The organism is Bacillus smithii (assembly GCF_001050115.1).
GTDB lineage: Bacteria > Bacillota > Bacilli > Bacillales > DSM-4216 > Bacillus_O > Bacillus_O smithii.
Map to the genome: position 1 here is coordinate 2,811,237 of NZ_CP012024.1, position 15,721 is coordinate 2,826,957.

The 15,721-nt window shown below is 44.2% G+C and carries 10 protein-coding genes and 3 rRNA genes; 5 read left to right on the forward strand and 8 right to left on the reverse strand.

Features of this window, described 5'->3' with window-relative positions:
* Positions 1-97: 97 nt before the first annotated feature.
* From BSM4216_RS13190 to BSM4216_RS16495, 3 genes are all read left to right on the forward strand, one after another.
* The gene (locus BSM4216_RS13190) at positions 98-544 is read left to right on the forward strand and encodes a C40 family peptidase (RefSeq protein ID WP_048623990.1); all 447 of its coding nucleotides are present in this window, start codon (positions 98-100) and stop codon (positions 542-544) included.
* Between the two features lie 259 nt (positions 545-803).
* Positions 804-971: a hypothetical protein gene (locus BSM4216_RS16905; protein ID WP_048623991.1), complete on the forward strand. Its 168-nt coding sequence runs from the start codon at positions 804-806 to the stop codon at positions 969-971.
* Between the two features lie 411 nt (positions 972-1,382).
* Positions 1,383-1,487: a YjcZ family sporulation protein gene (locus BSM4216_RS16495; RefSeq protein ID WP_082142338.1), complete on the forward strand. Its 105-nt coding sequence runs from the start codon at positions 1,383-1,385 to the stop codon at positions 1,485-1,487.
* Positions 1,488-1,527: 40 nt separating this feature from the next.
* On the opposite strand, the gene BSM4216_RS13200 is transcribed toward BSM4216_RS16495, so the two are convergent.
* The 5 genes from BSM4216_RS13200 to BSM4216_RS13225 all read right to left on the reverse strand — a co-directional run bounded on the left by BSM4216_RS13200 (position 1,528) and on the right by BSM4216_RS13225 (position 7,877).
* Entirely contained in the window at positions 1,528-2,187 is a 660-nt protein-coding gene (locus BSM4216_RS13200) for a uracil-DNA glycosylase (protein ID WP_048623992.1), read from the reverse strand.
* 443 nt (positions 2,188-2,630) lie between these two features.
* Positions 2,631-2,915: a DUF5316 family protein gene (locus BSM4216_RS13210; RefSeq protein WP_048623994.1), complete on the reverse strand. Its 285-nt coding sequence runs from the start codon at positions 2,913-2,915 to the stop codon at positions 2,631-2,633.
* Between the two features lie 147 nt (positions 2,916-3,062).
* A 5S ribosomal RNA gene (gene rrf, locus BSM4216_RS13215) occupies positions 3,063-3,178 on the reverse strand.
* Between the two features lie 76 nt (positions 3,179-3,254).
* Positions 3,255-6,187 (reverse strand): 23S ribosomal RNA (locus BSM4216_RS13220).
* Between the two features lie 135 nt (positions 6,188-6,322).
* Positions 6,323-7,877, reverse strand: a 16S ribosomal RNA gene (locus BSM4216_RS13225).
* The 16S, 23S and 5S rRNA genes sit together here, the layout of an rRNA operon.
* Before the next feature lie 791 nt (positions 7,878-8,668).
* Between BSM4216_RS13225 and BSM4216_RS13230 the strand changes: the two genes are divergently transcribed.
* Positions 8,669-9,922 carry a methyl-accepting chemotaxis protein gene (locus BSM4216_RS13230; RefSeq protein ID WP_048623995.1) on the forward strand — a complete coding sequence of 418 codons (1,254 nt, stop codon included), beginning with the start codon at positions 8,669-8,671 and terminating at the stop codon, positions 9,920-9,922.
* 563 nt (positions 9,923-10,485) lie between these two features.
* Here BSM4216_RS13230 and BSM4216_RS13235 read toward each other — a convergent pair.
* Positions 10,486-11,130, reverse strand: a complete 645-nt coding sequence (locus tag BSM4216_RS13235; protein WP_048623996.1) for a spore coat protein — start codon at positions 11,128-11,130, stop codon at positions 10,486-10,488.
* A gap of 332 nt (positions 11,131-11,462) precedes the next feature.
* Here BSM4216_RS13235 and BSM4216_RS13240 point away from each other — a divergent pair, with 332 nt between their 5' ends.
* Complete coding sequence (locus BSM4216_RS13240) at positions 11,463-12,851, forward strand: hypothetical protein (RefSeq protein WP_048623997.1); 1,389 nt, start codon at positions 11,463-11,465, stop codon at positions 12,849-12,851.
* Positions 12,852-13,850: 999 nt separating this feature from the next.
* Here the strand turns inward: BSM4216_RS13240 and BSM4216_RS13245 are convergent.
* Together BSM4216_RS13245 and BSM4216_RS13250 are read right to left on the reverse strand one after the other, a co-directional pair.
* A complete protein-coding gene (locus tag BSM4216_RS13245; protein ID WP_003352599.1) occupies positions 13,851-14,489 on the reverse strand; it encodes a class D sortase in 639 nt (212 codons plus the stop codon).
* Positions 14,486-15,508, reverse strand: a complete 1,023-nt coding sequence (locus BSM4216_RS13250; RefSeq protein WP_048623998.1) for a processed acidic surface protein — start codon at positions 15,506-15,508, stop codon at positions 14,486-14,488. Before BSM4216_RS13250 ends, BSM4216_RS13245 begins: the two co-directional genes overlap by 4 nt.
* Between the last annotated feature and the right edge of the window lie 213 nt (positions 15,509-15,721).

Here is a 15,721-nt window from a genome sequence, read left to right on the forward strand (position 1 = left end):
ACGAAAAATAAACTAATCTGTAAATGGTTACAGCCTATTTTCTTGTTACAATGTCATCAAGAAAGAAAAAACGACAATATTTGACGGGGAGAAATCTATGAGGAAATACGCTATAATTTCAGTGGCACTTGCATTGATGTTGTCTGTTGGAAGTCTGTTTTCGGTAAAAGAAGCGGATGCTGCTTATTCGCCAACTGCCGTAGTGAGCATTGCCAAAAAATACATAGGTGTTCCTTACAAATATGGAGGCACGACATCAAGTGGATTCGATTGTTCGGGATTTATTTATTATACGCATAAGCGGGTCGGAAAAATTCTTCCTCGCACAGTGGCTCAATTGTACAAAAAGGGAAAATTTGTTTCCAAATCAAGTTTACGTCCAGGAGATCTAATCTTTTTCAGTACATATAAAAAAGGTCCTTCTCATGTTGCCCTTTACCTCGGAAAGCAACAATTCATTCATTCTGCCTCCAAAGGTGTGCGGATTGATCGATTAAGCAATCCTTATTGGAAGAAAGCTTATATCGCGGCAAAAAGATATTAATTTATCAAGCGGTCTCACCGCTTTTTTCTTTTGACTTTTTTCGTTGGTGAGATGAGAATTATTTTCCGCAAAAACACGCTTTTCCAGAATTTTTCCGAATTTAAGGATGACAGCCAGGCAATCCCATTTAAAACGACTGAATACGTTCGAAATGAACATTTATTAACTTTTGAATGGAATTGAACCTCTCCCATACTCCGCATAATGTAGTTTGAATCGGGAATAATTTTGGTAAACCTTCTGAAAAGAGGTGAACCAATTGACGGATAAACGCTATACCGTTGCCGGTACCGATATTGAAGAAGTCAAAAGACTTAACGCTCAATCCGGCCTTACTTATAACGAGGCCAAACAGCTGTTAGCCGAAATGATGAACCAATTGTCGACAGCCGATCATAAGAACGAGCTCTCTCATGAGAAAAAATAAACCTTCACTATATCTTATCTCCAATAAAAAGCATCTTCCCATTTCATTTTTGCCGGAAAACAGCAAGCAATGAGCTTGTCGGCTTTATGTCTCCTCCACTTCCTTTTCCTCTCTGCAAGCGAGAAAGATCATCGCCTGCTTGACGGACGAATATTCCCTAATGAAAAAAAACAAAGATTTTTAAAAAAAAGGAAACACTTGTAAATTGAAAGTCATTAGCATGCTTTGCTAATGGCTTTTTTGAAGCAAAATTCCTTACCTAAGCAAGAATTCCAATTCAAAGACAATGATGGGCTCAGCTCGCTAAATCATATTTCATATGACTAAGTTTTTTTAATTGGCTATCTTGTCCAAACACAGTGACAAGCTATTTCATAAATTATACAAACCAATCTGTTGGGGGGTGAAAGTATGTCTGGCTATGGAGCAAGCGGTTTTGCTTTGATTGTCGTGCTGTTCATCTTGTTGATTATCGTAGGCGCCTCTTTTGTAGGTGGCGGATACGGAGGCTATTAGATCACCTTTTCATAAAGGGGAGGATTCTCATCCTCCCCTTTTACATAGCACCGTTTAAACGAATCCCTTCTTCTTTTATATAATTTTTCAATTGATCTAAGTCCTCATAAATCTCCTGAAGCAAACGTCGATTATAAAAAACGGCAGCGGGATGGTACAGCGGAAAAATCTTATATTTTCGATCTGTCCATACCATTTCGCTGCTATCCAACCTTTTTAATTTTTGCACCGGCGTGATCATCATTTTGCCATGAATCTTTTCCAGGTTTCCTTTCATCCCCGTTACTCTTTCCAACGCAATTTTCCCCAACGTAACAATAATTTTTGGCTGAATGGAACAAATGTTATAATCCAATAAAGGAGCATGAGCCAAAATTTCCTTTTGAGTCGGCGTCCTGTTATATTTCTTTTCAATTATTTGTCCATCTTTCTCTTTCTTCACGACCTTATAAGGACGGCTTCTAACAGCACTGGTAATAAATACATCTTCACGTGAAATCCCCAAGTAATCTAAAAACTCGGATAATTGTTTTCCCGCTCGACCGCTGAAAGGGATTCCGTTATGGATTTCCGTTTCCCCCGGAGCTTCGCCAACGAGCATAATCTCCGCCTTCTCCGGCCCCTGGCCATAAACAAAACCCTCACAAGGATATTTTTCGATTCTTTTTTGGCACTCTTTCACCAGCGATTCAGGATACATTCCTTGCTCCCCTTTCATGAACCGATGAATCGATTTCTGAATCTATACACAGATGCTTGTATCAGTATTCCTTTTTAAGGCATTGAACTTGTTACTGATTCAATAAGCAGCGAAAGAATTCCCAGAAATATCGTTATTGAAGTTGATATCAAATGAACCTTTTTTAATATTTCGAACGATTTTTCACGAGAATTTAACGATGAATAGAATCGGTGTACGATTATTCCTAAAATAATAGAGGCACTCCAAACGATCAACCCGTCATATGTTACAAGTTTTCTCCAATCCATTATCCAAAAGTAGAAAACAGTCGATTGGATTATTACTAAAAATACCGTGGATAGAATCAATAAAATTCTTTTCAACATTGATTCTCCTATCGTTTTCCATAATCTCCTCTGAGAAGTGTCCATGAACAAAAGAAGAAGAGTGACACAAAAAATTCAGTGTAAAGAGTAAGTAAGAAAAAATCCGATGATGCTTGGAAGAGCTATAAGGATGATCTTTTTAGAAGTGTCTATTCTCCAGTTTCTATCTTCCTTTGTTTCGGTTGCTGCGTTAGCACGAATTCTATCTCCACTTACTCCCAATCCGGATAGTACTACGGCTAATACGATCAAAAGGACAGAAACAATAAAAAAGATTCGGCTTACATTTAAATTGCTTACAGCACCTGCTATCCAAATGATAAGACTTACAATGATTCCTGTAATAAATGACTTAAGCATATGTTCACCCTCCAATAATTTCCGTTCTTTATGAAGCAAGAACATCGTTTAATGGAAAAGACATCCATCTCTTTTACCATCATCTTACCATGAAATCAGAGTAAAAAGAAAAGGAGAATAGCATATAAGCTATTCTCCTTTTCTTTTGCCTGGCAGCGTCCTACTCTCGCAAGGGGAATCCCCTCACTACCATCGGCGCTGAAGAGCTTAACTTCCGTGTTCGGGATGGGAACGGGTGTGACCTCTTCGCCATCGCCACCAGACGGTATGTAGTTGTCGGAACGATTGTTCCTTCAAAACTAGATAGAAGAAGCAGTTTCACCGATTTCGCGCTTTCTTTTGGTTAAGTCCTCGATCGATTAGTATCCGTCAGCTCCACGTGTCACCACGCTTCCACCTCGGACCTATCTACCTGATCATCTTTCAGGGATCTTACTTTCCGAAGAAATGGGAAATCTCATCTTGAGGGGGGCTTCATGCTTAGATGCTTTCAGCACTTATCCCTTCCGCACATAGCTACCCAGCGATGCCTCTGGCGAGACAACTGGTACACCAGCGGTGCGTCCATCCCGGTCCTCTCGTACTAAGGACAGCTCCTCTCAAATTTCCTGCGCCCGCGACGGATAGGGACCGAACTGTCTCACGACGTTCTGAACCCAGCTCGCGTACCGCTTTAATGGGCGAACAGCCCAACCCTTGGGACCGACTACAGCCCCAGGATGCGATGAGCCGACATCGAGGTGCCAAACCTCCCCGTCGATGTGGACTCTTGGGGGAGATAAGCCTGTTATCCCCGGGGTAGCTTTTATCCGTTGAGCGATGGCCCTTCCATACGGAACCACCGGATCACTAAGCCCGACTTTCGTCCCTGCTCGACTTGTAGGTCTCGCAGTCAAGCTCCCTTCTGCCTTTGCACTCTGCGAATGATTTCCAACCATTCTGAGGGAACCTTTGGGCGCCTCCGTTACCTTTTAGGAGGCGACCGCCCCAGTCAAACTGCCCACCTGACACTGTCTCCCACCCCGATCAGGGGTGCGGGTTAGAATTTCAGTACAGCCAGGGTAGTATCCCACCGGCGCCTCCACCGAAGCTGGCGCTCCGGTTTCCAAGGCTCCTACCTATCCTGTACAAGCTGTACCAAAATTCAATATCAGGCTGCAGTAAAGCTCCACGGGGTCTTTCCGTCCTGTCGCGGGTAACCTGCATCTTCACAGGTACTATAATTTCACCGAGTCTCTCGTTGAGACAGTGCCCAGATCGTTACGCCTTTCGTGCGGGTCAGAACTTACCTGACAAGGAATTTCGCTACCTTAGGACCGTTATAGTTACGGCCGCCGTTTACTGGGGCTTCGGTTCGCACCTTCAAGCAAAGCTTTAAGCGCTCCCCTTAACCTTCCAGCACCGGGCAGGCGTCAGCCCCTATACTTCGCCTTACGGCTTCGCAGAGACCTGTGTTTTTGCTAAACAGTCGCCTGGGCCTATTCACTGCGGCTTCTCGGGGCTATGCACCCCAAAAAGCACCCCTTCTCCCGAAGTTACGGGGTCATTTTGCCGAGTTCCTTAACGAGAGTTCTCTCGCACACCTTAGGATTCTCTCCTCGCCTACCTGTGTCGGTTTGCGGTACGGGCACCTTTTTCCTCGCTAGAGGCTTTTCTTGGCAGTGTGGAATCAGGAACTTCGGTACTATATTTCCCTCGCCGTCACAGCTTGAGGTTAGTGGCAACGGGATTTGCCTCGCTGCCCCTCTTACTGCTTGGACGCACATCCAGCAGTGCGCTTACCCTATCCTCCTGCGTCCCCCCATCGCTCAAACGGAAAAGAGGTGGTACAGGAATATCAACCTGTTGTCCATCGCCTACGCCTGTCGGCCTCGGCTTAGGTCCCGACTAACCCTGAGAGGACGAGCCTTCCTCAGGAAACCTTAGGCATTCGGTGGAAGGGATTCTCACCCTTCTTTCGCTACTCATACCGGCATTCTCACTTCTAAGCGCTCCACCAGTCCTTCCGGTCTGGCTTCTCTGCCCTTAGAACGCTCTCCTACCGCGGACACCCGAAGGTGTCCACCCGCAGCTTCGGTGATACGTTTAGCCCCGGTACATTTTCGGCGCAGAATCACTCGACCAGTGAGCTATTACGCACTCTTTAAATGGTGGCTGCTTCTAAGCCAACATCCTGGTTGTCTAAGCAATTCCACATCCTTTTCCACTTAACGTATACTTTGGGACCTTAGCTGGCGGTCTGGGCTGTTTCCCTTTTGACCACGGATCTTATCACTCGCAGTCTGACTCCCAAGGATAAGTCGCTGGCATTCGGAGTTTGTCTGAATTCGGTAACCCGATGAGGGCCCCTAGTCCAAACAGTGCTCTACCTCCAAGACTCTTTCCTTGAGGCTAGCCCTAAAGCTATTTCGGAGAGAACCAGCTATCTCCAAGTTCGATTGGAATTTCACCCCTACCCACACCTCATCCCCGCACTTTTCAACGTGCGTGGGTTCGGGCCTCCAGTAAGTGTTACCTCACCTTCACCCTGGACATGGGTAGATCACCTGGTTTCGGGTCTGCGACCCCATACTCATGCGCCCTGTTCAGACTCGCTTTCGCTGCGGCTCCGTCTTTCCGACTTAACCTCGCATGAGATCGCAACTCGCCGGTTCATTCTACAAAAGGCACGCCATCACCCGTAAACGGGCTCTGACTACTTGTAGGCACACGGTTTCAGGTTCTCTTTCACTCCCCTCCCGGGGTGCTTTTCACCTTTCCCTCACGGTACTGGTTCACTATCGGTCACTAGGGAGTATTTAGCCTTGGGAGATGGTCCTCCCAGCTTCCGACGGGATTCCTCGTGTCCCGCCGTACTCAGGATCCACCAGGGAGGGAACGAAGTTTCGACTACAGGGTTGTTACCTTCTCTGACGGGCCTTTCCAGACCTCTTCGTCTACCTCGTTCCTTTGTGACTCCACCATTGGTGTCCTACAACCCCAGAAGGCAAGCCTTCTGGTTTGGGCTGTTCCCGTTTCGCTCGCCGCTACTCAGGGAATCGCTGTTGCTTTCTCTTCCTCCGGGTACTTAGATGTTTCAGTTCCCCGGGTTGCCTTCCTTACCCTATGGATTCAGGCAAGGATGCTGCCCCATTACGGGCAGCGGGTTTCCCCATTCGGAAATCTCCGGATCAACGCTTACGTACAGCTCCCCGGAGCTTTTCGGAGTTAGTCCCGTCCTTCATCGGCTCCTAGTGCCAAGGCATCCACCGTGCGCCCTTTCTAACTTAACCATGTTGGTTTTATCCTAGATGGCGATACTCGGTTTATGCTGCTTCTTTTTTCTATCTAGTTTTCAAGGAACAACTTGGAAGGATGAAATCCTTCAAAACTGAACAAAACGAAAGCGTACTTAAGAATATCCTTAGAAAGGAGGTGATCCAGCCGCACCTTCCGATACGGCTACCTTGTTACGACTTCACCCCAATCATCTGCCCCACCTTCGGCGGCTGGCTCCCGTAAGGGTTACCTCACCGACTTCGGGTGTTGCAAACTCTCGTGGTGTGACGGGCGGTGTGTACAAGGCCCGGGAACGTATTCACCGCGGCATGCTGATCCGCGATTACTAGCGATTCCGGCTTCATGCAGGCGAGTTGCAGCCTGCAATCCGAACTGAGAATGGTTTTTTGGGATTAGCTCCACCTCGCGGTTTCGCGACCCTTTGTACCATCCATTGTAGCACGTGTGTAGCCCAGGTCATAAGGGGCATGATGATTTGACGTCATCCCCACCTTCCTCCGGTTTGTCACCGGCAGTCACCTTAGAGTGCCCAACTGAATGCTGGCAACTAAGGTCAAGGGTTGCGCTCGTTGCGGGACTTAACCCAACATCTCACGACACGAGCTGACGACAACCATGCACCACCTGTCACTCCGTCCCCCGAAGGGGAACCCTCTATCTCTAGAGGTAGCGAAGGATGTCAAGACCTGGTAAGGTTCTTCGCGTTGCTTCGAATTAAACCACATGCTCCACCGCTTGTGCGGGCCCCCGTCAATTCCTTTGAGTTTCAGCCTTGCGGCCGTACTCCCCAGGCGGAGTGCTTAATGCGTTAGCTGCAGCACTAAAGGGTGGAAGCCCTCTAACACTTAGCACTCATCGTTTACGGCGTGGACTACCAGGGTATCTAATCCTGTTCGCTCCCCACGCTTTCGCGCCTCAGCGTCAGTTACAGACCAGAGAGCCGCCTTCGCCACTGGTGTTCCTCCACATCTCTACGCATTTCACCGCTACACGTGGAATTCCGCTCTCCTCTTCTGCACTCAAGTCTCCCAGTTTCCAATGACCCTCCACGGTTGAGCCGTGGGCTTTCACATCAGACTTAAGAGACCGCCTGCGCGCGCTTTACGCCCAATAATTCCGGACAACGCTTGCCACCTACGTATTACCGCGGCTGCTGGCACGTAGTTAGCCGTGGCTTTCTGGTCAGGTACCGTCAAGGTACCGCCCTGTTCGAACGGTACTTGTTCTTCCCTGACAACAGAGCTTTACGATCCGAAGACCTTCTTCGCTCACGCGGCGTTGCTCCGTCAGACTTTCGTCCATTGCGGAAGATTCCCTACTGCTGCCTCCCGTAGGAGTCTGGGCCGTGTCTCAGTCCCAGTGTGGCCGATCACCCTCTCAGGTCGGCTACGCATCGTCGCCTTGGTGAGCCGTTACCTCACCAACTAGCTAATGCGCCGCGGGCCCATCTGCAAGCGGCAGCTTGCGCCGCCTTTCAACCTTCCTTCATGCGAAGGAAGATATTATCCGGTATTAGCCCCGGTTTCCCGGAGTTATCCCCGTCTTGCAGGCAGGTTGCCCACGTGTTACTCACCCGTCCGCCGCTAACTTTCAAAAAGCAAGCTTCTTGAAAGTCCGCTCGACTTGCATGTATTAGGCACGCCGCCAGCGTTCGTCCTGAGCCAGGATCAAACTCTCCAAAAAGAAATTTGACTTGGCTTGTTTCTATCGAAACATTGGTTTACGCTTCGTTTTGTTCAGTTTTCAAGGATCATCATAACGAATTATATTTTATTACAATAATACTAATTTGTCAACATCTGTAGAACCATGTTTATTTAAGTCTACCATGGAGCGTCACTCATCAAGCGACGTATTGCATAATATCACCCGATTTAAATAAAGTCAATATCTTTCTTTAACTTTTTTTATTGCTTGCTACCGGGAATCATATTGCTGCCACTGCGCAACGATATTTACATTTAACTGTCATTAAAAAGTTTTAAATAAATTAAGTAACCACGACCGCAATTCCATTCGTTTAAAAACGGAAAATGAAACGATTTCCTCATATTCTTATTTTATGAATCTTTGACTATATGGGTGCAAGTCCACCGCACTTCTTTTAAAAACAAATGAAGCATCCATCTCTCCTTTTTTATTCCATGCCATCATGTCATTCGGCGGCTAGTAACGAAAAAGGCTATATCTTTCACAAAAAAATGCCTTTCAATCATTCAACATAATTTTTTTCCGCCGTTTGAGAAATTCTAAAGTCAAACCGTATTCTAAAATTTTTCGTCATAATTTGCATTTTCTACTATAAACGAAGTAAGAAATAGCCATAAAAACCTCCTGATTGTAACAGTTCAGAAAAAGCTTTTTTTATAATTTTCTCCAGTTGTTTTATTCGGAAAATTTTGTCTTATATTTTATCGTTTTGATATAATGAAAATAGTAAAAATAGGTAAAAAGAAATATGAGGAGGGACCGATTTGTTTAAAAGCTTACGATCCTTTTTTGTTTTTTCTGTTTTTTTATTAGTCTTTATGACAATGGGACTGACCATTTTTCTCTTCACAACCTTTTCCGTCACAACGGCTATGATTCTTTGCTTATGTTGGGGACTGCTGATTTCTTATTTTTTTCTTTCCTATACTTCGAAACATGTTCAACAGCCGCTGCGGGAGTTCGATGTAACGATCCGTTCCGTCACAGATAAAGTCGATTTATCTAAAAGATCCGGGTATCGCTCTCAAAATGAAATGGGGATCGTTTCACATGGATTGAACAAAATGTTGAAAGGTCTTCGAAATATTTTATTGGATGTAAAAGAGTATGCCGTACGGTTTTCTGATGAGTCGGACGAAATCGCTAAAGCGAGCCATATGTTGGCAGGAAATGCTGACACCCTTTCCTCCGTTATTGAAGAGTTGTCAAACGGAATTACCGATCAAGCCAACCGAGCCGATATCTCAAAAACGACAATGGAAAAAATGGTGAAAGACATAAAAGAGGTTGAACAAGGGTCTAATTATTTAAACGAAGTGGTCAACACGGCCGATCATCGTGTCTACGAAGGAAGAGAAAAAGTCAAGCAAGTCAATGCCACGATCATGGAAAGTGTCAAAATGGCTGAATCTTTGAACGAAGCCACTTCCCAGCTGAAACAAGCTTCCTCCAAGGCAAACAACATTCTGCAATTAATTGGCAACATCGCCAATCAAACTAATTTATTAGCATTAAATGCGGCCATTGAAGCAGCCAGAGCCGGAGATCAAGGAAAGGGATTTGCCGTTGTCGCCGAAAAAATTCGTTCTTTGTCAGAAGAAACTTCCAAATCCGTTGAACAAGTAAACGAAATGCTGAAACAGATACAACATTATGTCCATACTTCCGCTTTAGAATCCAAAGCGATACACGAAGTAACCAATCAACAAGAACAATTATCCAAACAACTTGACAACGCCTTTCAAAATATCTCTGATATCATGCACACTGTATCAGAAGAAACGAAAAAAATGACGGATGCCAGCCACGATACGCTGAAAGGAATCGAAAAAGTTTTTTCAGAGATGGAAGCGGTATCATATGCTGCCGCTTCATTAGCTTCCGGTTCACAACAAGCCGCCGCTTCCATTCAAGAACAATCAGCGACGACAAAAGAAATGGCAAACAGGATCAAAGAAGTGGCGGATCTTGCTGTAGAGTTAAGACATCTGTCAGAACGATGGAAAGGTTTAAAGTGACTATGTCTCCTGAAATTGATCTTTCCCTGCCGGCGTCTCGATGGCCATCCATGCACCGAAAATCAAATTAGAGGAGAGGAAAAAGCCCCCTCCTCTCACGCCGTCATATGTACTGCCCCCGGCTATTATATTAATCGATGGCCTTTTTCACTATCCTTTTCATGTGAACTTTTCAACCTTTTTTGCATTTTCAAAATGAATAATCAAGGTTTTTTATGTAAAATCACCGATACAAGGTGAAAATTAGCAACCAAATGCTCCTTTCATTCAAAAATCCCTTGATCATGCAACAGTTAAAATTCCGTGTATTAGACAGCTGTATACAACATCGAGCCCATAATATTCGGAGCCCCCTAGCAGGAAGCTCCAATCGAAATTTGAACGAAATCAACGCGAAACGTGCGAGACTACTCTAGGAAAAACAAGCCAGGTGAGACTTCAGGCATGATACGGGCGAGGAGGATCACGGGTCACCCGCGGAAGGCAAGTGAATTCCGCGATCCAACAACGCCCGACAGAAAGCTTGACATGAAAGGATGCCCCACTTTTAGGACTGATCCTTTTTAGTGTGTTTGGTTATAGCCTGTCGCTTGATTTTGCGGAAGGTTTGTTTGTACCGGCGCAAAGCGATTGACAGTTGTCTCCGTCGTTTGTCTATCAAATTGCGGTACTTGATAATAACCGCGTTTATTTTGATACAAGAAAATTTCATACGCCATTTCCAAATAGTTTGGAACATTGTCAGCCAATATTCGTCTTAGAACCGGATTGACCGTTTCGGATGCCGCTATCGTGTGAAGAAAGGCAGCCGATTTCATCATTTGCAGCATTTGAGTAGAAATTTTTTGGTCATTGATTTCCGTTACGGATTGCGCTGCTTTAGCCGGATTGGAAGGCTTTATCCCATAAACGGTGCTATGATCTTGTTTCATCATATATGTCTGCGTTGGATGGGACGGTTTATTCCCCGTTTTCAAAGCTTCTACTGTAATGTTGTAGCTATCGGACACAAATTGATACTGACGGTTCATCATGTCCACTAATTCCGGATCTTTTGCCAATTGGCGCAATATCATATATTGGTCGAGAAGGCTGATCGTGTTGGAAAGCAATTCATGAATTTCAAACAACTCATGACCACCGTGATACATTTGTCCAGGTATATTTTGCATAGAAGGAGCGTTGTTTTGATGGATTGGCTGTTCCATTAGAATTCCCTCCTTTCAAGATTGGGCGGCATGCCCTTGTTTAGAATGCGATGAAATTTGAAGGATTATTCGTTTTGAATTTTCCGCGAGTGCTCGGAAAAACAACGATTAGACGATGAATTCCTGACAATCCAACCGTCATAAGGAATCTTCCGGTTGTGCTTGAAAATATCATTTTAGGCGTACAAAATGTCACAAAGGGGAATGGGAGTAAACAGACATGCGGCAATACCAAACGATTTAAAGACTGTGCTCGAGTTTGTGTTGCAATCATGGTACAATAAAATCAAATAAGAAAATAAAAAGTATTTTCACTATTGGAGGGGTAAAGAATGACAGAAAATTATACGCTAACTGTTCTCGATCATCATAAAGCGAACAAGTTGGATATAAAAAGAATGGCCGTGTACCATATGTTTAAGTTGATCGAGGCGTCGGATTCCAAAAAACAGACTTTCTTTCTGATTTACTTTAAAAACCGATTGCTTGCTGCTATAAAACCTTTGCGTTTCAACGATCATTCCCAATTGTACAAAGCCTTTCAAAACGGAATCGTATTTCAGGCCCCTCATCCTTTTATAGACACCCTCATTCACCAAAATCGCCCCTCTGCGATTCAAAGTTTCCAACATCTTCTGAAACAATGGCAACATCAATATTCTTCTCTCGAAATTGCCCACATTCTCCCTTTATTCGACTCCATTCTTGAAAAAGAGACGATTATCAAGCTGATTCGAGACATTTTTTATGAATACCGGCGAAACGGCAAATACTTTCTTGCCTATCGAGTCATACGCCTGTTAAAACAGTATGCTCCGGAAAATCCATGGGTAAAACAAATAGCCAACGATCTGGATTTCCGAAAATACGACGACATTTATCAAAACGATGATGCCTTATGGGAAAAAGATAAGCTTATGGCTGAACAACTCTTTTTTGAACGTACCGCCTATGATGAAAAAGCCTATGCAAAGCTTCAATCCGAGCTTCTCGAACAAAATCGGTTGATCGATGCAGCGGCTTTATCCATCCATCGCCTGTTGCATTCCAGCACACCGGAGCAAGATTATGAATCATTGCGCACGACACTCTCGACCTTTCTATCCGACCAAGATACAGCCCTCGTTTTGCTCCAGCTTCATCAACAAGGTGCAGCATTTCCGGCTCTTGAGTATGATCTATTTGATCTGCTTCTCAAGCTTCATTGGTATGAACGTGCGGTCAACTTTCTTTTTGATCAGCACTCCCCGATTACGGAATATCAATCTCAACAATTTGCCTCTATCTTGGCTGATCCCGCCATTCAAATGGATGAAATTCAGTTGGAAAAAATTAATACCCTTCCTGTCAACAAACAGAACGCAGGGACAATAGAAAAAACGATCCGATTGATTATTCCTCTTCTGCTGAAAAAACACGATTTGAACTATGTAAAAAAATGGCTTCAGCCTTTTGAAGAACAGCATATCCCTTTGCCTTCAGCAGCTAAAATCAATCGCATGCTGGCCATACAAGACGATCCTGATCAACAGTTTCTGCTTGGCGAACTGTATTATGAATTTCAACAGCCCAAGAAAGCAATCGACTGCTTCAGCTGGGAAATGGAGCTTCACCCGAACGATCCGAAACCTGTTCAGTGGCTGGCCAAAATATATAGTCATTTAGGAATGACGGAAGAAGCAAAAGCCTATCAATACATGTACTCCACCATGAAAAAATAAACATTTTATAGGTTCTTCCCGTTTCTTCTATATTGTTTCAAAAGCCGTTTGGCCAATCATCATCATTCGATGATTTAGACATCTCTTTTCGTTCCAAGCAAGTAAAGGGCCACGCACGACGCCCTTCAATCATCGGATGCCGTAGTCATCAGTCTATCCATAAACATTTTTTCCATGAATCAAACCAATCGAGTAGGAGGGAGCGATTAACTCCCGTCCTCTCACACCACCGTACGTACGGTTCCGTATACGGCGGTTCAATTAAGATAATTGACGCAAGTCTTTATAACTTCCGTGAATAGCTGTTCTCTTTATGCCAGTGGTCACTCCACCCTCCAAGAGGTCTCCCACGGGATTCACCGCTTCCTCCCTCAAGTGAGGTACTACGTTTTCTGTGTTCATCATGACTCACTGAATACCAAGGGCTATTCTCTCTTAATTGTTCGGTCCTTCTTAGTTGTTCTAGACCAACTAATACTATGACCTCTGCTGACTTCTGACGGTTCAGCTACTTATCACTAAGTAGGTTATGAAGAGTACTTCACATATCCGCCAGACCTCCCCGGGTAAGTACATGCACTTTCACACCATCTATCCGCCTCATTTACTCGATATGACCTTCGACAGAAAGAGCTTTGTTTTGTTATGCAAACTCACTCAATCATACCTAGCCTTATATGAGGTTCGTGTTCCTCGGACCGGTGTTTTGCCTCCAGCTTCCTTCAGATTCCGCGTCACCACGGACACCCTTGCTCTTGGCTAACCTCTACTTCTGTCTTCGGGGTTCGGGACTTACACCCTATAGTTCATGTACATGCCGGGCGCACATAAAGAAGACGGACTGATCGTCCGTCTTCAAATATCAATAAAATAATGCCATTTGAATGGGTTGTTGCATATTTTTTCGGGAATTTTAAAAATGTATCATCTTTTTCTACGGAGCAAGTCATTATGATGAAAGATCCTGTCTCCATTTGGAAAAAGCAGAACAGCTCCTTCTTATCCCGCTTTCTTCTCTTGATGAATTCTTCTTTCCTTCAATTTTTCAGAGATTAATGCAGCCACCAGCACATAACGTTTCGGTGCGCTGCCAATATAGTGGAATGGATAGCATGTCGTCAGCGTCAATGTCGCCCGCGGCTTCGGAACGATAACTGTACGATCGTTTTTTGGAACGATGCGAACTTTGTAGACTTTATAAGTAAACGTTCCTGCAGATGTTTCAGCAATCAACAAATCATTTTCCCTAACCTTTCCCAATTTTCGAAATACCGTATCCCGATGACCGCTCAACACACAATTATCTTTTTCCCCCGGCAATACACTTTCGGCAAAATGACCGACTCCTTTCGCCAGTTCATCCTCATTTGTCCCTTCGTAAATCGGCATACTGGCATGGAGCTTCGGAATAAAGAGTTCGCCAAACTTTTCACCCTGTTTTGGCCGGGCTGCATAGAACGGTTCTTCTTTTAGAGGCTGTACAGCTTGTTTTGCGTCGACCTGAACAGCCTTTTCATTTTCGTATTTTTCAGAAAAGAAAAGAGATTTCAAACTATTCCCGGTTAGGTAAAGACCACCGATCAGGAAAGCAACAGCGGCGATAAAAATCAGTCCATTTTTTTGTAAAAAAAGATTCATGAATGGTTCACGCGCCATTTGCGCAGTAATACGGCACCAATCAACAATGCGAAAATTCCGGCGAGTAGCTGTTCCATATAATGGCCGGCCGTTTTCGGCATCAGTCCGCCTTTAACAGTATGTTTGATCAGATGTGCTTTCGGCTGCCCTTTTGCGGCGCTGCCATTTATGGCTTTATTCACCGTATTTTCAATCACATCCGAGCCAAACAGATCAGCCGTAAAAATCATATCTGCCAAAAATTCTCCATGATCATTATAAAGTTCAATGAGCAAATTGCTTCCATTCGTTTTTTCCAACGTAATCAATTGCTTCCAGGACAGCGGGGTTTTCCGGCCGTTTTTCTCTAAGTAAAAACGGGCATCCATATGAAAAAGACTCAAGAAGTCGTGAAAAATATCTGCAAGTTCGGTAAGTTGAGCGTCCGTTAGATCAGAGGCGCTATCGAATTCCCCAATCGCTTCCATCCGACGATTCAACTCTTCCAATGATGGCAGCAACTGTTGCTCGTCTAAGTTTAAAGACTTCAAATGATCGATCAGCCGTTGTGTCTCCTCTTTAGTCAATCCAAACGGGGAAAGGGCATCGGCAATCGAATCGACATCCAGCCAATTTTCTTTGTTTTCCGGCATAAGCGCATAAAACGAAACGGTGTCTTCCAACGGGTTCATAAATTTATAAACATCGCGGATATCTTGGCCTTTTTCCAGTTCGCCGTATTCCACAAGCATTTGTTCCAATTCATCTTCAGAAGAAAACCCATACCTTGTCAATAAATCTTGCAAATCATGATCGTTAATCGGATTTCCAAGAACTTGTCTTACCTCTTCCACCGAATCAAATGAATCTAAATCTTCGCCATAAAATTTTTCCAATTGACTATTGACTACTTCTTTCGACATTCCTATTTTTTGAAGATATTGAGTCAGTTCTTTCTCTGGCGGTGCAGCAAGCTCAAGCGAAGGATTTACAGACAAAACAATAGCGGCAGACATAATGACGGCAGCAACTTTTTTCAATAAAATCCCCCCTAAAATATTATGATCCCACTAAATATAAAGGAAAACGACAAGAATAAATAGAATTGTAAATTTTCAGGAAATATGATAAAATACTTTCCATTTTCACCATGATCCGACAAATCCCTTATGGAAAAATCAGCTTTGAAAGCATAGAAAACGTTCTATTCAATTATTTATTTGCCTTCTTTCCTCAAAAAAGTATTTCACGTC